The organism is Janthinobacterium sp. 1L-D-8-B-C4 (assembly GCF_057291295.1).
In genome coordinates, this window is sequence record NZ_JBXAVX010000002.1 from 209627 (window position 1) to 231071 (window position 21445).

At 62.5% G+C, this 21445-nt stretch carries 22 protein-coding genes and 2 riboswitches; of the genes, 8 read left to right on the forward strand and 14 right to left on the reverse strand.

Annotated features, from left to right (window positions below):
* Positions 1 to 134: 134 nt before the first annotated feature.
* The gene (locus AC0Z42_RS03995; protein WP_485466952.1) at positions 135 to 794 is read right to left on the reverse strand and encodes an HD domain-containing protein; all 660 of its coding nucleotides are present in this window, start codon (positions 792 to 794) and stop codon (positions 135 to 137) included.
* A gap of 213 nt (positions 795 to 1007) precedes the next feature.
* Here AC0Z42_RS03995 and AC0Z42_RS04000 point away from each other — a divergent pair, with 213 nt between their 5' ends.
* From AC0Z42_RS04000 to AC0Z42_RS04010, 3 genes are all read left to right on the forward strand, one after another.
* Entirely contained in the window at positions 1008 to 1496 is a 489-nt protein-coding gene (locus AC0Z42_RS04000) for a chemotaxis protein CheW (protein ID WP_436545030.1), read from the forward strand.
* Positions 1497 to 1663: 167 nt separating this feature from the next.
* Positions 1664 to 3214: a methyl-accepting chemotaxis protein gene (locus AC0Z42_RS04005; protein WP_485466953.1), complete on the forward strand. Its 1551-nt coding sequence runs from the start codon at positions 1664 to 1666 to the stop codon at positions 3212 to 3214.
* 136 nt (positions 3215 to 3350) lie between these two features.
* Complete coding sequence (locus AC0Z42_RS04010; RefSeq protein WP_485466954.1) at positions 3351 to 4922, forward strand: methyl-accepting chemotaxis protein; 1572 nt, start codon at positions 3351 to 3353, stop codon at positions 4920 to 4922.
* Here the strand turns inward: AC0Z42_RS04010 and AC0Z42_RS04015 are convergent.
* From AC0Z42_RS04015 to AC0Z42_RS04030, 4 genes are read right to left on the reverse strand one after another with little or no spacing between them, the layout of a single operon-like run.
* Entirely contained in the window at positions 4914 to 5387 is a 474-nt protein-coding gene (locus AC0Z42_RS04015; RefSeq protein WP_485466955.1) for a ribonuclease HI family protein, read from the reverse strand. The genes AC0Z42_RS04010 and AC0Z42_RS04015 overlap by 9 nt on opposite strands.
* Complete coding sequence (locus AC0Z42_RS04020) at positions 5387 to 5725, reverse strand: hypothetical protein (RefSeq protein ID WP_485466956.1); 339 nt, start codon at positions 5723 to 5725, stop codon at positions 5387 to 5389. Before AC0Z42_RS04020 ends, AC0Z42_RS04015 begins: the two co-directional genes overlap by 1 nt.
* Before the next feature lie 37 nt (positions 5726 to 5762).
* The gene (mgtA, locus tag AC0Z42_RS04025) at positions 5763 to 8447 is read right to left on the reverse strand and encodes a magnesium-translocating P-type ATPase (protein WP_485466957.1); all 2685 of its coding nucleotides are present in this window, start codon (positions 8445 to 8447) and stop codon (positions 5763 to 5765) included.
* A 43-nt stretch (positions 8448 to 8490) separates the two neighbouring features.
* Positions 8491 to 9195: a hypothetical protein gene (locus tag AC0Z42_RS04030; protein ID WP_485466958.1), complete on the reverse strand. Its 705-nt coding sequence runs from the start codon at positions 9193 to 9195 to the stop codon at positions 8491 to 8493.
* Positions 9196 to 9552: 357 nt separating this feature from the next.
* Between AC0Z42_RS04030 and AC0Z42_RS04035 the strand changes: the two genes are divergently transcribed.
* The gene (locus AC0Z42_RS04035) at positions 9553 to 9999 is read left to right on the forward strand and encodes a hypothetical protein (RefSeq protein ID WP_485466959.1); all 447 of its coding nucleotides are present in this window, start codon (positions 9553 to 9555) and stop codon (positions 9997 to 9999) included.
* Between the two features lie 23 nt (positions 10000 to 10022).
* Here AC0Z42_RS04035 and AC0Z42_RS04040 read toward each other — a convergent pair whose 3' ends face one another.
* Positions 10023 to 10946 (reverse strand): LysR substrate-binding domain-containing protein, encoded by a 924-nt coding sequence (locus AC0Z42_RS04040; RefSeq protein WP_485466960.1) that lies wholly within the window; start codon positions 10944 to 10946, stop codon positions 10023 to 10025.
* A gap of 105 nt (positions 10947 to 11051) precedes the next feature.
* On the opposite strand from AC0Z42_RS04040, the gene AC0Z42_RS04045 reads away from it, so the two are divergent.
* On the forward strand, positions 11052 to 12140 hold the full coding sequence (locus tag AC0Z42_RS04045) for a tartrate dehydrogenase (RefSeq protein ID WP_485466961.1): 1089 nt from the start codon (positions 11052 to 11054) through the stop codon (positions 12138 to 12140).
* A 69-nt stretch (positions 12141 to 12209) separates the two neighbouring features.
* On the forward strand, positions 12210 to 13568 hold the full coding sequence (locus AC0Z42_RS04050) for a dicarboxylate/amino acid:cation symporter (RefSeq protein WP_485466962.1): 1359 nt from the start codon (positions 12210 to 12212) through the stop codon (positions 13566 to 13568).
* Here AC0Z42_RS04050 and AC0Z42_RS04055 read toward each other — a convergent pair whose 3' ends face one another.
* Both AC0Z42_RS04055 and AC0Z42_RS04060 read right to left on the reverse strand, forming a co-directional pair.
* Positions 13569 to 14075: a nuclear transport factor 2 family protein gene (locus AC0Z42_RS04055; protein ID WP_485466963.1), complete on the reverse strand. Its 507-nt coding sequence runs from the start codon at positions 14073 to 14075 to the stop codon at positions 13569 to 13571.
* 16 nt (positions 14076 to 14091) lie between these two features.
* Positions 14092 to 14694 carry a TetR/AcrR family transcriptional regulator gene (locus tag AC0Z42_RS04060; RefSeq protein ID WP_485466964.1) on the reverse strand — a complete coding sequence of 201 codons (603 nt, stop codon included), beginning with the start codon at positions 14692 to 14694 and terminating at the stop codon, positions 14092 to 14094.
* 155 nt (positions 14695 to 14849) lie between these two features.
* Between AC0Z42_RS04060 and AC0Z42_RS04065 the strand changes: the two genes are divergently transcribed.
* A complete protein-coding gene (locus AC0Z42_RS04065; RefSeq protein WP_308920478.1) occupies positions 14850 to 15008 on the forward strand; it encodes a hypothetical protein in 159 nt (52 codons plus the stop codon).
* A 19-nt stretch (positions 15009 to 15027) separates the two neighbouring features.
* On the opposite strand, the gene AC0Z42_RS04070 is transcribed toward AC0Z42_RS04065, so the two are convergent.
* Genes AC0Z42_RS04070 through AC0Z42_RS04080 form a run of 3 tightly spaced genes read right to left on the reverse strand, consistent with a single transcriptional unit; the run spans position 15028 to position 16051 of the window.
* Positions 15028 to 15450 carry a hypothetical protein gene (locus AC0Z42_RS04070; protein WP_485466965.1) on the reverse strand — a complete coding sequence of 141 codons (423 nt, stop codon included), beginning with the start codon at positions 15448 to 15450 and terminating at the stop codon, positions 15028 to 15030.
* 24 nt (positions 15451 to 15474) lie between these two features.
* Complete coding sequence (locus AC0Z42_RS04075; protein ID WP_485466966.1) at positions 15475 to 15711, reverse strand: hypothetical protein; 237 nt, start codon at positions 15709 to 15711, stop codon at positions 15475 to 15477.
* Positions 15712 to 15721: 10 nt separating this feature from the next.
* Complete coding sequence (locus tag AC0Z42_RS04080) at positions 15722 to 16051, reverse strand: ArsR/SmtB family transcription factor (protein WP_485466967.1); 330 nt, start codon at positions 16049 to 16051, stop codon at positions 15722 to 15724.
* Between the two features lie 71 nt (positions 16052 to 16122).
* On the opposite strand from AC0Z42_RS04080, the gene AC0Z42_RS04085 reads away from it, so the two are divergent.
* The gene (locus tag AC0Z42_RS04085; protein WP_485466968.1) at positions 16123 to 16419 is read left to right on the forward strand and encodes a hypothetical protein; all 297 of its coding nucleotides are present in this window, start codon (positions 16123 to 16125) and stop codon (positions 16417 to 16419) included.
* Between the two features lie 66 nt (positions 16420 to 16485).
* Here AC0Z42_RS04085 and gcvP read toward each other — a convergent pair whose 3' ends face one another.
* From gcvP to gcvT, 3 genes are all read right to left on the reverse strand, one after another.
* Positions 16486 to 19386, reverse strand: a complete 2901-nt coding sequence (gcvP, locus tag AC0Z42_RS04090; protein ID WP_485466969.1) for an aminomethyl-transferring glycine dehydrogenase — start codon at positions 19384 to 19386, stop codon at positions 16486 to 16488.
* An 84-nt stretch (positions 19387 to 19470) separates the two neighbouring features.
* Positions 19471 to 19851 (reverse strand): glycine cleavage system protein GcvH, encoded by a 381-nt coding sequence (gene gcvH, locus AC0Z42_RS04095; protein ID WP_485466970.1) that lies wholly within the window; start codon positions 19849 to 19851, stop codon positions 19471 to 19473.
* A gap of 70 nt (positions 19852 to 19921) precedes the next feature.
* Complete coding sequence (gene gcvT / locus AC0Z42_RS04100; RefSeq protein ID WP_485466971.1) at positions 19922 to 21043, reverse strand: glycine cleavage system aminomethyltransferase GcvT; 1122 nt, start codon at positions 21041 to 21043, stop codon at positions 19922 to 19924.
* 90 nt (positions 21044 to 21133) lie between these two features.
* A riboswitch (glycine riboswitch) is annotated at positions 21134 to 21240 on the reverse strand.
* Positions 21241 to 21266: 26 nt separating this feature from the next.
* Positions 21267 to 21353, reverse strand: a riboswitch (glycine riboswitch).
* Positions 21354 to 21445: the final 92 nt, after the last annotated feature.

Consider the following 21445-nt stretch of genomic DNA (forward strand, 5'->3'; position numbering starts at 1 on the left):
CGGCTGCGCGGCTGGAATGGTTGGCGTGGCGCCGGCGCCGTGACGCAGCAGCGCGCGGGCTGGACCTTGCATTATAGACAGCGCGCGCCGCGCTGGCTATCACTCGCTGAGTGCTCGCTGATTGCTCACTTGCCTCAGGCGCCGGCCGTTCCAGCGCCCCATTCTTCGGCAAAGGCAGCACGGAAATCGAGCAGGATCTGCAGGCGCTGCGCTGCCAGCGCGCGCCCGGCCGGCGTCTGCATCATGCCGGGCAGCTTGTCGAGCTTGGTGACGATATGGTCGAGCGAATACGCCTTGTCGTCCAGCGGGCGCTGCAGCGCCAGCGGATCGCTGCCATGGGCCAGCGCGCTGCCCATGCGGGCCGCCGTGTAAAACATGCGCGCCAGGCCCACGGCGCCCAGCGCGTCGATGCGGTCGGCATCCTGCACGATTTGCGCTTCGATGGTGGTGGGCGCCAGGTTGGCGGAAAAACTGTGGGTTTCGATCGCGTGCGCGACGGCAGCCAGTTTTTCTTCTGGAAATCCCAGGCCGGCCAGCTGGCGGCAGGCCAGCGCGGCCGCCTGGCGCGAGGCAAGGTGGCGCTCGGCGTGGTTTTTCGGCAGGTTGACCAGGTCGTGCAGATAGCAGGCGGCCATCACGACCAGCGCGTCGGCGTCAGTGTGCTGTTGCAGCAGGACGCTGGCATTGCGCCAGACACGGTGCAGATGGTTGATGTCGTGGGCGCTGTCGTCGCCGAGGCCGGTGGTGGCCAGCGCCAGGAGTTGCGGCTGCCATTGAGCAAGCGAAATGTGCATGATAAGTAAATCGTGAAAAACAAAGGCGCCAGTGTGGCATAAAACGCCCAGCCCGGTTGTCGCGCGCCACCCGGTATTCTTTTTTAGTGCATTGAGAATTTACATGCGGTAACATTGCCGCATTGCAATTCCAATGCATTATTTAGTAATTTTCACGCGGGACGCACCAGGCCATGAGCCGGTGCGCCGTCTTGTGCTTTTCAAAGGAACATCATGAACACCACCACCAGCGAAACAGGCGGCGTCGCCAAGGCCGCCGAATACCTGGCCTTTACCCTGGGCCAGGAAGAATATGGCATCGACATTCAAAAAGTGAGCGAAATCCGCAGCTATGAAACGCCGACCCGCATCGCCAACGCTCCCGAATTCGTCAAGGGTGTCGTCAATCTGCGCGGCATCATCGTGCCGATCGTCGACATGCGCATCAAGTTCAACCTGGGCACGCCCAGCTATGACCAGTTTACCGTGGTCATCATCCTTAATATCGGCAACCGCGTGGTCGGCATGGTGGTCGACCGCGTGTCCGATGTGACAACCTTGCTGCCAGAACAGATCAAGCCGGCGCCGGACATGGGTCGCTCGATCAATACCGAATACGTGATCGGCCTGGGCACCATCGACGAGCGCATGCTGATCCTGGTCGATATCGACCAGCTGATGTCGAGCGCCGACATGGGCCTGATCGAAAAACTGGCGGCTTGATCTCTTAGCCCCTACGCTACTTCCAGCCCCGGATTTTGCCGTGGGCGACAGGCGCACGGTTTCTTTGCAACCCGTGCGCCTCTTTTCATGATTACGCCCGATTCCCCCAGCTGCCAGCATGCCATGAGTCTGTTGCGTAGCGCAGCCTCAGCTCTTCAGGATTCCCCATGAATTTGTTCAGAAACGTCGGCATCGGCACGCGCCTGGGCACCGGTTTTGCCATTATCTTGCTGTTTTCCATGCTGATCACCGGCATCAGCGTCTGGCGCCTGCACGAGGTCGCGGCCGACACACGCGCCATGATGGAGCAGCCGTTGGCGAAGGAGCGCCATATTTCGGATTGGTACAGCCGCATCGACAGCGCCGTGCGCCGCACCATCGCGATCGCCCGCAGTTCGGACACCTCCTTGAGCGCGTATTTTTCGGAAGAGTCGAAAGTCTCCTCAAACAGTTCGGCACAATTGCAAAAGAAAATCGAAGCGCTGATCGACCAGCCGCAAGAAAAAGCCATGTTTGCCGCCTTGCTCGAGCAGCGCAAGGTGTACCTGAGCTCGCGCGACCAGGTCTACAAGCTCAAGGGCGAAGGCCAGGCCGAGGCCGCCAATGAAGTGTTTGAAAAGACCTTCGTGCCGGCCGCCGCCAAGTACCAGAAAATGGTGTTCGACTTGCTGGAACACCAGCGCGCCGCCATCGACGCCACCGCGCACAACATCGATGCGGTCGCCGTCACCAGCCGCAACATGTTGCTGGGCCTGGCAGCCATGGCGCTGGTGTTCGGTGTGCTGTGCGCCTGGCTGCTGACGATCGGCATCGTCCACCCGCTGCGCATGGCCGTCAGCGTGGCGCGCCGCGTCGCCGATGGCGACCTGACTGCGCAGATCGACGCCAGCGCCCGCGATGAAACAGGGCAGTTGCTGCAGGCGTTGAAAGACATGAACGGCAGCTTGCTCTCCATCGTGGCCGAAGTGCGCGGCGGCACCGACAGCATCGCCACCTCGTCGACGCAGATCGCGGCCGGCAACCAGGATTTGTCGAGCCGCACCGAGCAGCAGGCCGGTTCGCTGGAAGAAACCGCCTCGTCGATGGAAGAGTTGACCTCGACCGTGAAACAGAATGCCGACAATGCGAGCCAGGCCAACCAGCTGGCCGCCTCGGCGTCGCAAGTGGCGATCAAGGGTGGTGAGGTCGTGGCACGGGTGGTGGGCACGATGGAGTCGATCAATGCATCGTCCAACAAGATCGTCGATATCATTGCCGTGATCGACGGGATTGCCTTCCAGACCAATATCCTGGCCCTGAACGCGGCAGTGGAAGCGGCGCGCGCGGGCGAGCAGGGCCGGGGCTTTGCGGTGGTGGCGTCGGAAGTGCGCAACCTGGCGCAGCGCTCCAGCCAGGCGGCGAAAGAAATCAAGACCCTGATCGGCGCGTCTGTCGAGCAGGTCAACGCGGGCAGCATGCTGGTCGCCCAGGCTGGCTCGACCATGAACGATATCGTTGCCAGCGTGCAGCGTGTGAGCGACATCATTACCGAAATCACGGCCGCCAGCAGCGAGCAGAGCGTGGGCATTGACGAGATCAACCGCGCCATCGGCCAGATGGATGCGGTCACGCAGCAAAATGCCGCCCTGGTGGAAGAAGCGGCGGCCGCCGCTGAATCGATGCAGGACCAGGCGCACAGGCTGGCGCAGATCGTCAGCGTGTTCCGGCTCGCGGCGTAAGGCCCGGAATTTTGCTGCTGCGCCTTTGCAATCGCTGTGCTGCCTGCAACACCTTGCCATTCCCGGCTTGCTCTCTGCCGGTTTTTCTTTTACCGTGTTTTCAGGCGCAATGTGCGTCGTCTGCCAGGATAGTCATATGAATTTTTTAAGAAATATCAATATCGGTGTACGCCTGTGCCTGGGTTTTGCGGGCATCTTGCTGTTCTCCATCTTAATTACCGGCATCAGCGTATGGCGCTTGCACAATGTTGCGGCCGACACGCGCGTGATGATGGAGCAGCCGCTGGCCAAGGAACGCTATATTTCCGACTGGTACAGCAAGATCGACAGCGGCATCCGCCGCACCACGGCGATTGCGCGCAGCAGCGACACCTCGCTGGGCGCCTATTTTGCGGAAGAATCGAAGGCCTCATCCGTGGTCTCCGGTGATCTGCAAAAGAAAATCGAAGCCTTGCTGTCGACACCGGAAGAAAAGGAAATCTTTCGCCAGGTTAGCGAAATGCGCAAGGTCTACCTGAGTTCGCGCGACCAGATCTACAAGATGAAAACGGACGGCCAGCTTGACGAAGCGAAAGCGGTGTTTGAAAACACCTTCGTGCCCGGCTCGGCCAAGTTCCAGAAATTCGTGCAGGACTTGCTGCTGCACCAGCGTGCCAGCATCGACGCCACCGCGCGAGAGATCGACACGATGGCCGTGAGCAGCCGCAACCTGCTGCTGGGCCTGGCCGTGCTGGCGCTGGCCTTCGGTACCGTGTGTGCCTGGCTGTTGACGGTCAGCATCGTTCATCCGCTGCGCACGGCGGTAACCGTGGCGCGCCGCGTGGCCGATGGCGACCTGACGGCGCAGATCGACGCTGACGCCAAAGATGAAACCGGGCAATTGCTGCTGGCCCTGAAAGACATGAACGCCAGCTTGCTGCGCATCGTCGGCGAAGTGCGCGGCGGCACTGACAGCATCGCCACCTCGTCGACGCAGATCGCGGCCGGCAACCAGGACTTGTCGAGCCGCACCGAACAGCAGGCCGGCTCGCTGGAGGAAACCGCCTCGTCGATGGAGGAACTCACCTCGACCGTGAAACAGAACGCCGACAACGCGCGCCAGGCCAATCAACTGGCGGCCTCGGCGGCGCAAGTGGCCGTCAAGGGCGGTGAAGTGGTGGCGCAGGTGGTCGGCACCATGGAGTCGATCAACAGTTCCTCGAACAAGATTGTCGACATTATCGCCGTGATCGACGGGATTGCCTTCCAGACCAATATCCTGGCGCTGAATGCGGCCGTGGAAGCGGCGCGCGCAGGTGAACAGGGCCGCGGCTTTGCGGTGGTGGCGTCGGAAGTGCGCAACCTGGCGCAACGCTCCGCTTCTGCTGCGAAAGAAATCAAGACCCTGATCGGCGCGTCCGTCGAGCAGGTCAATGCCGGCAGCATGCTGGTGGCCCAGGCTGGTTCGACCATGAACGATATCGTTGCCAGCGTGCAGCGCGTGAGCGACATCATTACCGAAATCACCGCTGCCAGCAGCGAGCAGAGCGTGGGCATTGACGAGATCAACCGCGCCATCGGCCAGATGGATGCGGTCACCCAGCAGAACGCGGCGCTGGTGGAAGAGGCGGCCGCGGCGGCCGAATCGATGCAGAACCAGGCGCACAAGCTGGCCGAGGTGGTCAGCGTGTTCAAGCTGCATGGCAGCAGGGCGGTGGTGCTAAGGTAGGCTGGCGATCGCCATCTGCGACAGGCGATCCGCGTCACCATTGCGGTGACGCGGTATCCAGCGCAAGCTTACCTGCGGCAGTTGTTGCATCAGCGCCAGCACCCTGGCGCGCTCGGCTGCCAATCCTTTGGCAACCGTGATCCCCAGTACATCATTGATCACCACCTGGCTGTCGCCGCATAGCAGCAGCTGTGCCGGTTTGAGCCTGACGGCTGCCTGCAGCAAGGCGGTGAGGGCCGCATATTCGGCGTCGCTGCTGTCGCCTTCGCCGGCCGGCGCGCTGATTTCAATGCGCTCGCCGTTTGGCCCCAGCAGCAGGGCGCCGATGCCGAGCCGGCCCGGATTCGGGTGGGCCGAGCCGTCGAACCAGCCGCGCCAGGCCAGCGGACCGCCATCGTCCCGGCGTTTTGCCGCATGTTGCTCGCGCCGCAACCGCGCCTTGCGTGCCGAGGCTTCCGACACCATTACTTGATGAACAGCAGGTCGACCAGCGCCGCGATCCAGCAGGCGACCAGCACGCCGACCGCCACTTGCATGCCGGGGCCGTCGTTGGCGGACAGGGCCGCCACTTTTTCCGTAATCAGCTGGACGTCGAGCGGCAGCACGCCGCTGTTGATCTGATCCATGATCTGTCCGGTGCGCTGCATGATGTTGTTGATCACCAGCAGGAGGGCGATCAGGGACGGCAGCAGGAACAGCGCACCGCGCGCCTTGCGGCCCAGCAGCAGATGTCCGGTGCCGGGAAACACCAGGGCCGACAGCAAAATGGCCTTGGGCCGTCTGGAAGAGAGTGTGCCGCTCATGCGCGCTTTCAGGAATGGTTACAAGCGGCACATCATACTATTGCCAGCCGAATTTACGCAGATAAACGCGTTTCATCAGTGTCGTCAGCACCGTGTAGGCAACCAGGATGGCCAGCAGCCACGGGAAGTAGGCCAACGGCAGCGCCTGCAGCTTGAAGTAGCTGGCCAGCGGCCCCATCGGCAGGAACACGCCGACCGCCATGATGGCCGTGGTTGCCACCAGCAGCGGCACCGAGGCGATGCTGTCGATAAAGGGCAGCTTGGGCGTGCGGATCAGGTGCACGATCAGGGTCTGCGTCAACAGGCCGACGACAAACCAGCCCGACTGGAACAGGGTTTGCTGCGCCGGCGTATTGGCGCCGAACACATGCCACATCAAGACAAAGGTGCTGATGTCGAAGATCGAGCTCAAGGGGCCGAAAAACACCATGAAGCGGCCGATATCGCGCGGGTTCCAGCTCAGTGGCTGCTGGATCAGTTCGGCATCGACATTGTCGAATGGAATCGCGATCTGCGACACGTCGTACAGCAGGTTCTGCACCAGCAGATGCAGCGGCAGCATCGGCAGGAACGGCAGAAAAGCGCTGGCCACCAGTACCGAAAACACATTGCCGAAATTCGAGCTGGCCGTCATGCGGATATATTTGAGCATGTTGCTGAAGGTGCGCCGGCCTTCGAGCACGCCTTCTTCAAGCACCATCAGGCTTTTTTCCAGCAGGATGATGTCGGCCGCTTCCTTGGCGATATCGACGGCCGAATCGACCGAGATGCCGATATCGGCCGCGCGCAGGGCGGGCGCGTCGTTGATGCCATCGCCCATGAAGCCGACGATATGGCCGTTGCCGCGCAGGGCGCGCACCAGGCGCTCCTTGTGCAGCGGGCTGAGCTTGGCAAACACGGTATGGTTTTCGGCTGCCTGCGCCACTTGCGCGTCGTCCATGTCGTCCAGTTCTGGTCCCTGCAGCACGCCGCGCACCGCCAGGCCCACTTCGCGGCAAATTTTCGCCGTTACCAGGTGGTTGTCGCCGGTCAGCACTTTCACCGTCACACCATGCTCCTTGAGCGCGCGCAGGGCCGGCGCCGTCGATTCCTTCGGCGGATCGAGAAAGGCCACATAGCCGATCAGGGTCAGCGCGGTTTCATCGGCTACGCCATACACGGTTTTGTGCGGCGGCACTTCCTTGACGCCGACGGCGACCACGCGCAAGCCTTCGGCATTCAGGCCGTGGGTGGTGGCCAGCACACGGTCGAGCAAGGCGGTATCGAGCGGCACGTCGACGCCGTCCAGGCGCAGATGGCTGCAGGCGGCCAGCATTTCCTCGACCGCGCCCTTGCAGATCAGTTCGTGATGGTCATTGCGTTCGGACACTACCACCGACATGCGGCGGCGCACGAAATCAAACGGAATTTCATCGACCTTCACATAGTCGCGCGCCAGTTGCATTTCGGTCTGCAGCTGCACATGGTCGAGCACGGCGCGGTCGAGCAGGTTTTTCAGGCCGGTCTGGTAGTGGCTGTTCAGGTAAGCAAAGCGCAGCACCTCGTCGGATGGCTGGCCGAACACGTCGGTATGGCGCTCGAGCACGATTTTGTCCTGTGTCAGGGTGCCGGTCTTGTCGGTGCACAGCACGTCCATGGCGCCGAAGTTCTGGATCGCATCGAGGCGCTTGACCACCACTTTCTTCTTTGCCAGCTTGACCGCGCCCTTGGCCAGGGTGCTTGTGACGATCATCGGCAGCATTTCCGGTGTCAGGCCCACCGCCACCGACAGCGCGAACAGGAACGCCTCCATCCAGTCGCCCTTGGTCCAGCCGTTGATCAAAAACACCAGCGGCGCCATCACCAGCGCAAAGCGGATCAGCAGCCAGCTGACGCTGTTGACGCCAGCTTCGAACGCGGTCGGCGTGCGTTCGGTGGCCGTGACGCGGGTGGCAATCGCGCCAAAATAGGTGCGGTTGCCGGTGGCCAGCACCAGCGCCGTGGCCGCGCCCGAAATCACGTTGGTGCCCATGAACAGCAGGTTGGCCAGGTCCATCGGGTTCTTGTTTTCGCCATCAGCGAGCTCGGCCATTTTTTCCACCGGCAACGATTCGCCCGTCATCGCCGACTGGCTGACAAACAGGTCCTTGGCAGTGAGCAAGCGGCAGTCGGCGGGGATCATGTCGCCGGCCGACAGCACGATAATGTCGCCCTGCACCAGTGCGCGGATCGGCAGTTCCACCTGTTTGCCACCGCGCAGCACGGTGGCGGTATTGCCGACCATCGCTTTGAGGCGCTCGGCGGCGCGGTTCGAACGGCCTTCCTGCACGAAGCGCAGCAAGGTCGACAGCACTACCATGCTGCCGATGACGATGGTTGCCTTGGCGTCTTCGGTCAGGTAGGAAACGATCGCCAGCACCGTCAGCAGCAGGTTGAATGGATTCTTGTAGCACAGCCACAGATGCTGGTACCAGGCCAGCGGCTTTTCGTGTTCGACTTCGTTGGGGCCGGTCTGCGCCAGCACGGCTTGCGCTTCGTCGTCGGACAGGCCCGCTTCTCGCGTGGCCAGGCGCGCCAGTGCGCCTGGCAGGGCTTCGCTGGCGGCGTCCAGCAACTGGCGCGCCAGGTGGTCGGGCACGGCGCGCGCAGTGCTGTTTTCCAAAGGCATGGCCTGGCGGCGGAAGTGGCCTGCCGTGTGGCGCTTGCGCAGGAACGATTCGAACAGACGGGTGAAGAGGGTCATGGCTCTTCCTTTCAGGCTAGGGATTGATTCAGGATGTGTTTATTTATTGCAATGGCGCGCCGGTCCAGACCAGGCCCAGCGACCAGGTATCGCTGCGCGGCTGGCCCGACTTGCGGCCCCAGCTGGCGTCCAGCTGCAAGCGGCCGGGCACGATGGCGCGGCGCCAGCCGACGGAGGTGGTGGCACTGTCGCCATGCTGGCCAAAGCGTTCCAGGCTGATGCCGGTGAACTCACCGAACTGCCGTTCCAGCGCCAGGCCCCAGGTGGCGGCCGTCCGTGCGCCGTGCGGGCGGATTGCGCCCAGGTTGGCGTGCAGCAACGTGTCCTGGCCTTGCCAGGCCAGGCTGACAGGCAGGTTGATACTGGTGGCCGCCTGCGCACCCGCTTGCCGCGCCAGCACCAGGCCGGCGCCCCAGCTGTTGTCCGCAAGTGGGCGCAGCACTGTCTTGCCTTGCAGGACGGTGGCGCTGCGGCGCCTTTGTTCTGTGGGCAGGGATGCGGCGCCCAGCGCCAGTTCCCAGTTGCCGGTGAAATTACAGGCCGGCATGGCCCAGGCAGCCGACTTGCCAGCGCTGGTCTCAACCCAGCTTTCCAGCTGGCAGTTGCCGAAGTCGGCAATGCCGGCGTCATCGACCGTCAGGGGGCGGCCGGCGGGCGCATCGGGCGCGGCCAGCAGCAGGCCCAGCGCCAGTGCTGGCAGTTGCGTCTTGCGTTGTAAATTGCGTTGTAACGTTTGATACCAGATCATCACCGACTCCTGTGTTTGCAGGGAGATCAGGCGAGACTTGTCGCCGGGAGGGCGGCAACAAGCCGCACCCACGGTCGGGCTCAGCGCCGTCCGTCAGGACAATCAATGGTCAGGGAGGAAGTGCGCAGCAGGGAAACCTGTTGCAAACCGCACCTTGCTCGGCAAGGCGCGGCGGAAGAGTCGCGTGCTTGCCGGGATTAATTGTCGATACAAGATCGACTACTGTCACTGGAACAAGTACTCACGTGGGACTCCGTAAAATGAATAATGGACGCATGATAAAAGTGCAGCTTGGCAAGGTCAAGCAAAGATGGGCTACATTACCGAAGCGTAATGTGAACGAAGAGGATGACAGTAATGGACAAGGTGGAAAATTACTTTGAAGCGGAACTATTGAAGCACCTGCACGGCCCGCTGCTGGCCGGGACCATGGTGGCCGATGCCGACAGCGCCGGCTATTTTGCCAGGCTGGCGCAACGCTATCCCGTTGCCGGCTCCAAAATACGGTGGAGCGCGGTAGCTGGGGCGATCGAGCGCCGCAAAAATTGCCCTGATCGTCAACTGGCCGCCAGCGGCGATTTTTTCCGGGCGATGGTGGCGCTGCACGGTTTGGACGGCCAGGCCGTGTATCTGGGCGACAGCGCCATCGATTTTGCCCTGCTGGCGCCAGTCAGCATGTTTGCCCTGCACCTGGAAGCGCTGTTGTCGATTCCGCAGCACCACTATTTCGTGGCGGCCGATTATGCGTGGTGCATGGTGCTGAGCATGGAGGGGGACATGGCGTTTGGCCTGCGGCCACAGTAACCGGCAAGCCAGGCCTGGCCTGGCTATACGGCCGGCGCGAAGCGCGCGAACGTTTCCCCCAAAAATCCCACAAACGTCCGTATCCGCGCCGACAGTTGCTGCCGCTGCGGATACACGGCGTAGATATCGGCGTCCGGCGTGCGGTAGCCGGGCAGTACGTGCACCAGCCGGCCGGTCTCCAGGTAGCGTTCGATATCCCATTCGGCGCGCATCAGGATGCCGTGGCCGTCCAGCGCCCAGTTCACCGCGATCTCGCCATCGTTGGTAGCCAGGTTGCCGCGCACTTTGACGGCCTGCGCATCGCGCTCGGCTTCCTTGCTGCCGTACAGCCTCCATAGTCCATATGCTTCGTCGCCCTGGCGGATGCTGATGCAGTTATGCCGGCGCAGGTCCGCCGGCGACTTCGGCTCGCCATGTTTCGCCAGGTAGGCCGGCGACGCGCACAGCAGGCGGCGGTTGGACGCGAGCCGTTTGGCGATCACGCGCGTGTCGGCTGGCGCGCCGAAGCGGATGCAGACGTCGAACTGGTCGTCGGTCAGCGCCGGCGGGTCGACCGACAGCTGCAGCTGCACGTCCACTTCCGGGTAGCGCAGCACATACCTGGAAATTGCCGGCGCGATATGCAGGCGGCCAAAGCCCAGGGTGGCGTTGACGCGCAGCTGTCCTTTCGGCGCACTTTTCGAGGCGCCCAGCAATTGGTCGAGCTCGGCAATCTCGGCCAGGATGCGGCGCGCATGTTCCAGCAACACTTCGCCTTCCGGCGTCATGCTCATGCGCCGCGTGGTGCGGTTCACCAGCGGCACGCCGAGCCGTGCTTCGATGACGGACAGCCGCTTGCTGACGGCCGAGGTGGTGATGCCCAGCTCGCGCGCGGCGCCGCTCAGGCTGCCGGCGCTGGACAAGGTGACGATAAAGCCCAGTTCGGCCGGCTGGAATCCATTGCTCATGATTGTGGAGTTGGAGGTTAACAATGGATTGAGTTTAGCGGGCCTTGCACGTGGCGTCCACCGCGTAGAGTGGTGTCACTACCACCTTATTCCAGGAGACACCCCATGAAAACCTACAACATTGCCACCATTCCAGGCGACGGCATCGGCAAGGAAGTCGTACCGGCCGGCCAGCAGGTACTGGCCGCGCTGGCCGCCGGCAGCAGCACTTTCAAGTTTGCCTTTGAAGACTTCGGCTGGGGCGGCGACTACTACCGCCAGCATGGCGTGATGATGCCGGTCGATGGCCTCGATGCGCTGCGCGGCAAGGACGCCATCCTGTTCGGCTCGGCCGGCGACCCTGACATCGCCGACCATATCACCCTGTGGGGCCTGCGCCTGAAAATCTGCCAGGGCTTCGACCAGTATGCCAATGTGCGCCCGACCCGCATCCTGCCCGGCATCGACGGCCCGCTCAAGCGCTGCGCGCAGGAAGACCTGAACTGGGTCATCGTGCGCGAAAACTCGGAAGGCGAATATTCGGGCGTGGGCGGGCGCGTGCACCAGGGCCATCCGATCGAGGCGGCCACCGATGTATCGATGATGACACGCGTCGGCGTCGAGCGCATCCTGCGCTATGCGTTCAGGCTGGCGCAGTCGCGGCCGCGCAAACTGCTGACCGTGATTACCAAGAGCAATGCCCAGCGCCATGCGATGGTGATGTGGGATGAAATCGCCGTGGAAGTGTCGCGCGATTTTCCTGACGTTAGCTGGGACAAGGAACTGGTCGACGCCGCCACCGCGCGCATGGTCAATCGTCCGGCCACGCTCGACACCATCGTTGCCACCAACCTGCATGCCGATATTCTCAGCGACCTGGCCGCCGCCCTGGCTGGCAGCCTGGGCATCGCGCCGACCGGCAATATCGATCCCGAGCGCCGCTACCCGTCGATGTTCGAACCGATCCACGGTTCGGCCTTTGACATCATGGGCAAGGGCCTGGCCAATCCGGTCGGCACCTTCTGGTCGGTGGCGATGCTGCTGGAACACCTGGGCGAGCTGGACGCCGCCAAACAAGTCATGCAGGCGATCGAACACGTGACGGCCAATCCGGCCCTGCATACGCGCGACCTGGGCGGCAATGCCACCACGGCGCAGGTGACGCGTGCCGTCTGCGACTTCCTGGCTACGGCCACGCAATTGCAGGCGGCGTAAGGACGGTGCCCCTGACCGGACGCAGAGCCGGCAGGGGTGCTTGCAAGGCAACCATATCAGGAGACAAGCATGTTCAAACGTATCTTTGGCAAGCTGTACGTGCAGGTGCTGATCGGCGTGCTCGCCGGCGGCCTGCTCGGCTATTTTTCACCGGCGCTCGGCACGGACTTCAAGCCGCTGGGCGACGGCTTTATCCGCCTGATCAAGATGGTGTTTGCGCCCGTGATTTTCGCCATGGTGGTGCTGGGTATCGCCAAGATGGAAAGCATGAAGGAACTGGGCCGCGTCGGCGCCCGTGCGCTGATTTATTTTGAAGTGATGTCGACCCTGGCGCTGGCGCTGGGCCTGATTGTCGTCAACCTCGCCAAGCCGGGCGTGGGCATGAATATCGATGCCGCCTCGCTCGATACCAGCAGCATCGCCAGCTATACGGCAGCGGCCGCCAAGTCTTCGCACAGCTTTGTCGACTTCGTGCTGCACATGGTGCCCGTCAGCGTGGTCGATGCGCTGGCCAAGAATGATATTTTGCAGATCCTGGTGTTTGCCACCCTGTTCGGCATCGCCCTGTCGCACATGGGACGGCGTGCCAAGCCGGTGGTCGATTTCCTCGAAGCGTTCTGCAACAGCATGTTCATTATCGTCGGCATGATCATGCGCGTGGCGCCACTGGCCGCGTTTGGCGCGATCGCCTTTACGGTGGGCAAATATGGCCTCGGTTCGCTGCTGTCGCTGGGCCAGCTGATGGGCGCCATGTACCTGACCTGCGCCATGTTCGTCTTCGTGGTGCTGGGCTCGGTTGCACGCGCCTCGGGCTTCAGCCTGTACAAATTCCTGCGCTATATCAAGGAAGAACTGTTCACCGTGCTCGGCACCAGCTCGTCGGAATCGGTGGTGCCGCAACTGATGCGCAAACTCGAACATGCCGGCGTCTCGAAACCGGTGGTGGGCCTGGTGATACCGGCTGGCGTTACCTTCAACCCGGACGGCCAGTGCATTTATTACACGATGGCGGCCATCTTTATCGCCCAGGCCACCAATACGCCGCTGTCCATGATGGACCAGTTCATCGTGCTGGGCGTGCTGATGCTCACCTCCAAGGGCTCGGCCGGCGTCACCGGCTCCGGCTTCATTACCCTGGCGGCGACGCTGGCCTCGCTGGGCACGATTCCGGTGGCCGGCATGGTGCTGCTGCTGGGCGTGGACCGCTTCATGTCCGAAGCGCGCTCGATCACCAACACCATCGGCAATGCGGTGGGCACGCTGGCGATTGCCAGGTGGGTGGGGGCGCTGGACCGCGAACGCCTGCAGCGCGTGCTCAACGGCGAATCGACGGCGGCGGAAATGCGGGCGCTGTACCAGCAGCCGGAAGAGGAAGAGCTGGCACCGGCGCCAGCGCCGCTGGCGATGGTGCAAAAAGCCTCGGCGTAATTACAGTGCTTTTTTCGGCGGCTTTTGCGGGTTGAATTCCATCGACCAGATCACCGAATTGATCTTCCAGCCTTGCGTGGTGCGCACCAGTTGCCACGCTTCCTGGCCCCAGTTGGAGCGGTAGTCACCACGGTTGAAGTTGTAGTCGAAGTAGACCTGGGCGATATCGCCGTCGCTATCGATGCGCACATTGTCGAATTTCTCTTCGATCGCTTCCGTGTCGCTGACGATGGCATCGATGAACTTGACGGCGCTGGCGCCCGGCGTGATCTTGCTGACCTTGTCGCCCCGGTCTTCGATCATGTTCATGCTCTTGTCCTTGACCACGCCGATCCAGGGGATGGTCTCGCTGTACAGCAGCTTCATGAAGCTGGCCTTGTCCTTGTTGATCAGAGACAAGCGGAAGGTTTCCACCACCTGTTCCAGTTGCTGGCGGTCGGTCTGCGAGGGTGCCGCCTGGACGTTGAAAGCGCTGAACAGCAGAAGGGCAAGCAGGCTGTGTTTCATGGGGTCTTTCAGGAGGTTAAAAAGATTGAATCGACAGCGAATCGGACAATATCTGCCACAGCGCCGCGTGGCGCTGCTGCAGGGCGGCGCCGCCGGCGTAGATCAGTTCCACGTGCAGGCTGTCGACGATGCCCAGATACGCTTGCGAATACAGTTCGATGCGCGCCGACGGCAGGGCCGGGGCCAGGCGGCCCAGGCTGGCCACGTAGTGCTGCAGCAATTGCACCAGCAGCGCTTCGAAGCCGGCGCCCACCTGCACCCGCAGCGTTGCCGGCGGCAGGTAGGCGGTGCGCAGCAGGAAGCGCAGATGGGCCGAAGCGGCGTAGCGCTCGGCCATGCGGTCGCAATACAGCGAGCCGGCCTGCTGGCCGCCGCTGGCAAACCGGCTTGCTTCATCGGCAAAGCAGCTGTCCATGAAGGCCTGCTCCTGGGCCAGGGCATCGTCGAACACGGCCAGGAACAGCGCGTCCTTGCCGCTGAAGTGCGAGTACAGCGAGGCCTTGCGCATGCCGGCCAGTTCGGCGATATCGTTGAGGGACGAAGCGTCGTAGCCGTGTTCGGAAAAGTGCGCGACGGCGACGGCGCAGATGTTATCGGCCGAAGCCGAGCGTTTCTTCATGGAGTGGCTGGTAAATATCGTTGTGAGAGCGGTTCGGCGCGCGCCGACGCTCGCCATGATACCAGCCGGCCCTGCGTTGACCGATTTTATTGTACACTTACTGCCTACCGGTAGGTAGCTACATTTTTAATCAAGCGTTAATCAGGAGAATGGATATGATGCAATTCGGAATTTTGCTCAGTGGTATCGCCGCAGCCCTGCTGTTTGCTGCCTGGAGCACGAATCGCGCGCGCGGCGAGCGGCGCGACGTGGTGCTGTTGGGCGTGGTAGCCGGCGCGCTGGCCGTGCCGGGCGCGGCGATGCTGGCGCTGTGACATTTCAATAAAAGCAGTGTCAGCCAGCCGACGGTGCCGACCGCGTCCAGCGGTCGCCCGGCTGCTTCAGGTATTTCTTGATCACATAGCACCATGGCATGGCGATCGGGATGATCACCACCACGCCGACCGCAAACAGGTTCTCCAGCATGGCCGGTTCCAGCGGGCCTGCGCGCCAGGCCGGCAGCGCGACGACGATCAGCCACAGCGTTTTCCAGGTCAGCTCCCACAGCAGCACCGGCAGCATCTGCAGCGGATAGCGGATGCCGAGCGCGCACAGCAGGCCGAGGGCGGCCAGCATGCAGTTGACGAAGCCCTGCATCATGCTCCAGGGCTGCTCGTGATGAAGCATGCCGGGCCAGATCACCAGGCCCAGGCCGACGGCGATAATCAGGTAGACGGTGCGCAGCAGATACAAACGGGTCAGCGATACGGCGTGCATGATGAGGCTCCTTGGGTTGGGGGCTTACTCGACTGCTTTCAGGATTTTTTCAATCGTTACGATGCGCGTCTTCAGGTCCGCCAGCGCAGCCGCCGTTTCAGCCTGCGCGGCGATGCTGCGCTCGGCCAGTTGGCGCCAGGACTCGTCGCTTTCGTGGCGCAGCTTCGCTTCCTTGGTGCGCGCCAGGTAGCGCATGCCGAAGATCAGCAGCACCGTCACCGGCAGCATGAAGATCGTGACCAGATAAATGTGTTCGGACATGATGGGCTTTCTATTCAGGATGGGTGGACAGGGACTGCACCGCTGCGGCGATCATCGCCGGCGTGATGGCCAGCTCGAAGTCGCTGACTTCAAAAAAATTCAGGGCCTTGCCATCCGCGGACAACTCGAGCTGGCTGCTGACCAGGCCGGCATCCTGCAGCTTTTGCAGATGCAGATGCAGCAGCGGGCGGCTAATGCCCATCTCGCGCGCCAGCTGGCTGACGTAATTGCGTCCGCCCGACTGCAGCGCCGCCACGATGCGCAGGCGGTGCGGATTCGACAGCGCGGCCAGCATGGCCAGCAACTGGTCTCCGCTCGGTGGTGGCGTTTTTAATTTCATGTGTCAACATTATCTGACATGTGAAACCTCGTCAAGATAATTCGGTTATTATCTGAGCAAGGAGGAGGCATATGGCAAACACATATCCGGAAGTGGCGAGCGCCGAGGTGGCGGAGATTTATTTTCGCGGCGTCAAGAACCTGGCCGAGCGGCCGCTGGACGATGTTTTCCAGTTGCTCGGCATGCCGGTTGACTACGATGACTGGGATCTAGGCCGCGTGGTGTATGAATGGCGCAGCGCCCGGCGTTGCGTGCGTGCCCACACCCGGCATGACCGGGTCAACGCCGTGTACCTGGTCGACCCGGTCGATACGCCACGCTTTGGGGAGGCGCTGGAAGTGATTTTTTATAATCCGGACGGCCAATAAAAAAGGCAGGCCGCGCGGCCTGCCCTGGTGTGTACCGTAGCGCCCGTCAAGACGGGCGCTACGCGTTTACTCTTCTTCGTACGAACTGATCGGCGCGCAGCCGCAGAACAGGTTGCGGTCGCCGTAGACGTTGTCGGCACGGCCCACCGGCGGCCAGTACTTGCGCTCGCGCAGCGAGGCGACCGGGTAGGCGGCCACCGTGCGGCTGTACTTGCGGGTCCAGTCGTCGGCCAGTAGCACCTGCGCCGTGTGCGGCGCGTGTTTCAGCGGATTGTCGTCGTGGTCGAATTCACCGCTGGCGACCTTGGCGATCTCCTGGCGTATCGCGATCATGGCGTCGATGAAGCGGTCGATCTCGACCTTCGATTCGCTTTCGGTCGGCTCGATCATCAACGTACCCGGTACCGGGAAGCTCATGGTCGGCGCATGGAAACCGAAGTCCATCAAACGCTTGGCCACGTCTTCGTTGCTGATGCCGGTGGCGTCGGTGATCGGGCGCAGGTCCAGGATGCACTCGTGGGCGACCAGGCCGTCGTGGCCCGTGTACAGCACCGGATAGTGCGGCGACAGGCGGCGCGCGATGTAGTTGGCGGCCAGGATCGCCGTCTCGGTCGCTGCCGTCAGGCCTTCGGCGCCCATCATGGCGATATACATCCACGAGATCGGCAGGATGCTGGCCGAGCCGAATGGTGCGGCGCTGACCGCGCCGATGCCGGAAGCGTCACGCTGGTAACCGGAAGAGCGCTGGTTCGGCAGGAATTTTGCCAGGTGGGCGCCAACGCCGATCGGGCCCACGCCTGGTCCGCCACCGCCGTGCGGGATGCAGAAGGTCTTGTGCAGGTTCAGGTGCGAGACGTCGCCGCCAAACGAGCCGGGTGCTGCCACGCCGACCAGCGCGTTCATGTTGGCGCCGTCGATGTAGACCTGGCCGCCGTGCGAGTGAATGATTTCGCACAGTTCCTGGATGCCTTCTTCGAACACGCCGTGGGTGGACGGGTAGGTGACCATCACGCAGGCCAGGTTGGCGCTGTGTTTTTCAGCCTTGGCTTTCAGGTCCGCCAGGTCGACGTTGCCGTTGGCGTCGCAGCTGGTGACGACCACCTGCATGCCGACCATATTGGCCGAGGCCGGGTTGGTGCCGTGCGCCGACGATGGAATCAGGCAGATATTGCGGTGGCCTTCGCCGCGCGATTCGTGATATGCCTTGATCACCAGGAGGCCCGCGTACTCGCCCTGCGAGCCGGCGTTTGGCTGCAGCGATACGGCCGCGTAGCCGGTCAGCGCGCACAGCATTTCTTCCAGTTGCGAAATCATCTCGCGGTAGCCGACGGTTTGCGCGTCCGGGGCGAACGGGTGGATGTTCGAGAACTCGGGCCAGGTGACCGGGATCATTTCGGACGTCGCGTTCAGTTTCATGGTGCATGAGCCGAGCGGGATCATGGTGCGGTCCAGCGCCAGGTCCTTGTCGGCCAGGCTGCGCAGGTAGCGCAGCATTTCGTGTTCCGAGTGATAGCTGTTGAAGACCGGGTGCGTCAGGTAGGCACTCTCGCGCGCCAGGTTAGCCGGCAGCGCGCTTTCCACCGAAGCTTCCACGTCGTCCAGGTTTGGTGCGGCAGGGGCGTTGGCCACGCCTTGCGCAAACACCGTCCACAGCAGCGCGATATCGTCGCGCGTGGTGGTTTCATCGAGCGACAGGCCGACATGCCGGGCGTCGATCTTGCGCAGGTTGACGCCGTGGGCAATTGCGGTCGTGTGCAGTGCTTCGGCATCGGCAACCTGGATCGTCAGGGTGTCGAAATAGGTTTCGTTGGCGACGGTGTAGCCCAGGGTTTTCAGGTTGGCCGCCAGCACGCCGGTGAAGCGATGCACGCGCTTGGCGATCTGCAAGAGGCCCACCGGGCCGTGATACACGGCGTACATCGAGGCCATCACGGCCAGCAGCACTTGCGCGGTACAGATGTTGGACGTGGCTTTTTCGCGGCGGATATGCTGTTCGCGCGTTTGCAGCGCCAAACGATACGCTTTGTTGCCTTGCGCATCGACGGTCACGCCCACCAGGCGGCCCGACATATTGCGCTTGAAGGCGTCGCGGGTGGACAAGTAGCCGGCGTGCGGGCCGCCGAAACCGAGCGGCACGCCAAAGCGCTGGCTGTTGCCCACTACCACGTCGGCGCCCCATTCGCCCGGCGGCGTGAGCATGGTCAAGGCCAGCAGGTCGGCCGCGACGATCACCATGGCGCCGCTGGCGTGCAGTTTTTCGACGCCGGCGCGATAATCGCGCACCACGCCATTGACGCCCGGGTATTGCAGCAGCACGCCAAAGCAGTCGTCCAGCGCTTCAATCTCTTCAGGTTTAAAGACGCGCACTTCGATGCCGATCGGCTGGGCGCGCGTTTGCACCACTTCCAGCGTTTGCGGCAGCACGTCGCTGGCGACATACAAGACGTTCGATTTCGACTTGCCTACGCGCTGGATCAGGGTCATCGCTTCGGCGGCGGCCGTGCCTTCGTCCAGCATCGAGGCGTTGGCGATGCCCATGCCGGTCAGGTCGGTGATCACTTGCTGGAAGTTCAAAATCGCTTCCAGGCGGCCCTGCGAAATCTCTGGCTGGTAAGGGGTGTAGGCGGTGTACCACGCCGGGTTTTCAAAGATATTGCGCAGCACTACCCCTGGCGTGAAGGTGTTGTAATAGCCCTGGCCGATCAGGGACTTCAATACCTGGTTCTTGCCGGCGATGGCTTTCAGGCGCGACAGGGCTTCCTGTTCCGGCATCGGCTGCGAGTAGGCGCCCAGCGGCAGTGCGCCCTGGTTGCGGATATTGGCCGGCACCAGCGCATCGATCAGCGCGGCGCGCGAGGCATAACCCAGCGTGGAAAGCATGGCTTCCTGTTCGGAAGGGGAGGGGCCGATATGGCGGGCGATGAAGGCATCGCGTGCTTCGAGTTGGGTCAGGCTGGTGCGGGTCATGGTATAGAGGCCAAAAAGACTGAAAAAACCGGGAGGTAGAGGGAAAACAGACGGGCCGCTAAGGCGGCCCGTGGTCAAGCGTGATTACGCGTCGGTGGCGGCGCCATACGCGGCGGCGTCCAGCAGGCCGTCCAGCGACGATACATCGGCCGGCTTGATCTTGAACAGCCAGTTGGCGTAGGCGTCGGCGTTGATCGATTCCGGTGCGTTCACCACGTCGTCGTTGACGGCCGTGACTTCGCCCGAGACCGGTGCGTAGATGTCGCTGGCGGCCTTGACCGATTCCACCACGGCGGCGTCGTCGCCGGCGGTGAAGGTGGCGCCGACGTCAGGCAGTTCGACGAACACGATATCGCCCAGTGCATCCTGTGCGTACTCGGTAATGCCGACGGTGACGGTGCCGTCCGCTTCCAGGCGTACCCATTCGTGGGAGGCGGTGTACTTCAGGTCTGCAGGAATATTCATGTGTGGCTCCAGAGGGTAAATGTTCGGTTATTGGTTATATTGGATCGGTCGGTGCGGCTGGCTCTATACCTTACGCAACCAGGATTTTACCGTTACGCACGAAAGGCAGCTTGACTACCGATGCGGCCAGCTGCTTGCCACGGATTTCCACCTGCACGGTGTCGCCCACATTGACGCCGTTCGGCACGCGCGCCAGCGCGATCGCTTCCTGCATCGACGGGCTGAAGGTGCCGCTGGTGATTTCGCCGGTGGCTTCATTGCCGGCAACGATGACTTTTTGGTGGGCGCGCAGCACGCCGCCTTTTTCACGCAGGATAAGGCCGACGAATTGCGCGTTCTGGCCTTTTGCCAGCAAGGCGGATTTGCCGATGAAGTCGCGTTCGCTGACCAGGTCGATGGTCCACGCCAGGCCGGCGTCGAGCGGGTTGACGCTTTCGTCCATGTCCTGGCCGTACAGATTCATGCCCGCTTCCAGGCGCAGGGTGTCGCGCGCGCCCAGGCCAGCCGGCTTCACGCCGGCGGCCGCCAGCGCGTTCCACAGTGCTTCGACCTGTGTCGCCGCCACGCCGATTTCAAAACCGTCCTCGCCGGTGTAGCCGGTACGCGCCAGCATCACTTCGCCAAATGGCGTGTCCTTGACGATGACGGCGTTGAAGGGCTTGATCGCTTCGGACGCGCCCTGGGTTTCCGGCAGCACCTGCCATAACTTGGCGCGTGCGTTCGGGCCCTGCACCGCGACCAGCGCCATCGGATTGTTCGCGCTGCGGCGCTCGGTGATCGTCAAGGCGCTGTTGGTGGCGGCGTTTTGCTGCTGCATCCAGGCCACGTCTTTTTCGGCGGTGCCGGCGTTGACTACCAGGCGGAACCAGTTTTCGTTGAAGAAGTAGACGATCAGGTCGTCGATGACGGTGCCTTCGGGGTTCAGCATGCACGAATACAGCGCCTTGCCCGACACTTGCAGCTTGTCGACATTGTTGGCCAGCAGGCCGCGCAAAAAGGTGCGCGCGTTCGGGCCTTCGATATCGACCACGCACATGTGCGACACGTCGAACATGCCGGCGTCGCTGCGCACGGCGTGATGCTCTTCGATTTGCGAACCATAGTTGACAGGCATGTCCCAGCCGCCGAAATCGACCATGCGGGCGCCGCTGGCACGGTGGGCGTTATTGAGTGGGGTAGCGTTGAGCGTCATTGATTCCTCGGGACGAAGGTGAAAGGGAGGGTTAACAGTACAGTTAACAGCACACAGCATGGACTGGCCGACACGGCTTTCCAGCGTGAACATCACCCCCCTGTCCTTGGTACCTGAGAGATTACGGAGAAAAAGCTCCGTGCGCCCCTTCGGTGGGCCGCCGGCAAGTGCCGCGGCCGCTCTCCAGAGTTGAGCCGCAGCATGGCCATTGCCATCGTTGCGCCTCGCCTGATCGGTCCTTTTGCCTGAGAGTTTTTGGGTAGTGCCCCTTCGGCGGCAACGCGAGTTTGCCCTCTCCCGATCAAGTGGTGGGAATATATGCCAGTGGGGGTTTTCTGTCAATCTGTAAACCGCCAGCCGGCACGCACCAAAACAGTGCTTGCAGCCTGATATTTCCTGGGT

Bases quoted from the DNA above. Each gene is read 5' to 3' on its own strand.
- AC0Z42_RS04020 (WP_485466956.1), bottom strand. From the start codon at position 5,725: ATGAGCGGCACACTCTCTTCCAGACGGCCCAAGGCCATTTTGCTGTCG.
- AC0Z42_RS04080 (WP_485466967.1), bottom strand. From the start codon at position 16,051: ATGAAATTAAAAACGCCACCACCGAGCGGAGACCAGTTGCTGGCCATG.
- AC0Z42_RS04035 (WP_485466959.1), top strand. From the start codon at position 9,553: ATGGACAAGGTGGAAAATTACTTTGAAGCGGAACTATTGAAGCACCTG.
- AC0Z42_RS04030 (WP_485466958.1), bottom strand. From the start codon at position 9,195: ATGATCTGGTATCAAACGTTACAACGCAATTTACAACGCAAGACGCAA.
- AC0Z42_RS04000 (WP_436545030.1), top strand. From the start codon at position 1,008: ATGAACACCACCACCAGCGAAACAGGCGGCGTCGCCAAGGCCGCCGAA.
- AC0Z42_RS04015 (WP_485466955.1), bottom strand. From the start codon at position 5,387: ATGGTGTCGGAAGCCTCGGCACGCAAGGCGCGGTTGCGGCGCGAGCAA.
- gcvT (WP_485466971.1), bottom strand. From the start codon at position 21,043: ATGACGCTCAACGCTACCCCACTCAATAACGCCCACCGTGCCAGCGGC.
- AC0Z42_RS04085 (WP_485466968.1), top strand. From the start codon at position 16,123: ATGGCAAACACATATCCGGAAGTGGCGAGCGCCGAGGTGGCGGAGATT.
- AC0Z42_RS03995 (WP_485466952.1), bottom strand. From the start codon at position 794: ATGCACATTTCGCTTGCTCAATGGCAGCCGCAACTCCTGGCGCTGGCC.
- mgtA (WP_485466957.1), bottom strand. From the start codon at position 8,447: ATGACCCTCTTCACCCGTCTGTTCGAATCGTTCCTGCGCAAGCGCCAC.
- AC0Z42_RS04050 (WP_485466962.1), top strand. From the start codon at position 12,210: ATGTTCAAACGTATCTTTGGCAAGCTGTACGTGCAGGTGCTGATCGGC.
- AC0Z42_RS04045 (WP_485466961.1), top strand. From the start codon at position 11,052: ATGAAAACCTACAACATTGCCACCATTCCAGGCGACGGCATCGGCAAG.
- AC0Z42_RS04010 (WP_485466954.1), top strand. From the start codon at position 3,351: ATGAATTTTTTAAGAAATATCAATATCGGTGTACGCCTGTGCCTGGGT.
- AC0Z42_RS04075 (WP_485466966.1), bottom strand. From the start codon at position 15,711: ATGTCCGAACACATTTATCTGGTCACGATCTTCATGCTGCCGGTGACG.
- gcvP (WP_485466969.1), bottom strand. From the start codon at position 19,386: ATGACCCGCACCAGCCTGACCCAACTCGAAGCACGCGATGCCTTCATC.
- AC0Z42_RS04065 (WP_308920478.1), top strand. From the start codon at position 14,850: ATGATGCAATTCGGAATTTTGCTCAGTGGTATCGCCGCAGCCCTGCTG.
- AC0Z42_RS04070 (WP_485466965.1), bottom strand. From the start codon at position 15,450: ATGCACGCCGTATCGCTGACCCGTTTGTATCTGCTGCGCACCGTCTAC.
- AC0Z42_RS04040 (WP_485466960.1), bottom strand. From the start codon at position 10,946: ATGAGCAATGGATTCCAGCCGGCCGAACTGGGCTTTATCGTCACCTTG.
- gcvH (WP_485466970.1), bottom strand. From the start codon at position 19,851: ATGAATATTCCTGCAGACCTGAAGTACACCGCCTCCCACGAATGGGTA.
- AC0Z42_RS04060 (WP_485466964.1), bottom strand. From the start codon at position 14,694: ATGAAGAAACGCTCGGCTTCGGCCGATAACATCTGCGCCGTCGCCGTC.
- AC0Z42_RS04055 (WP_485466963.1), bottom strand. From the start codon at position 14,075: ATGAAACACAGCCTGCTTGCCCTTCTGCTGTTCAGCGCTTTCAACGTC.
- AC0Z42_RS04005 (WP_485466953.1), top strand. From the start codon at position 1,664: ATGAATTTGTTCAGAAACGTCGGCATCGGCACGCGCCTGGGCACCGGT.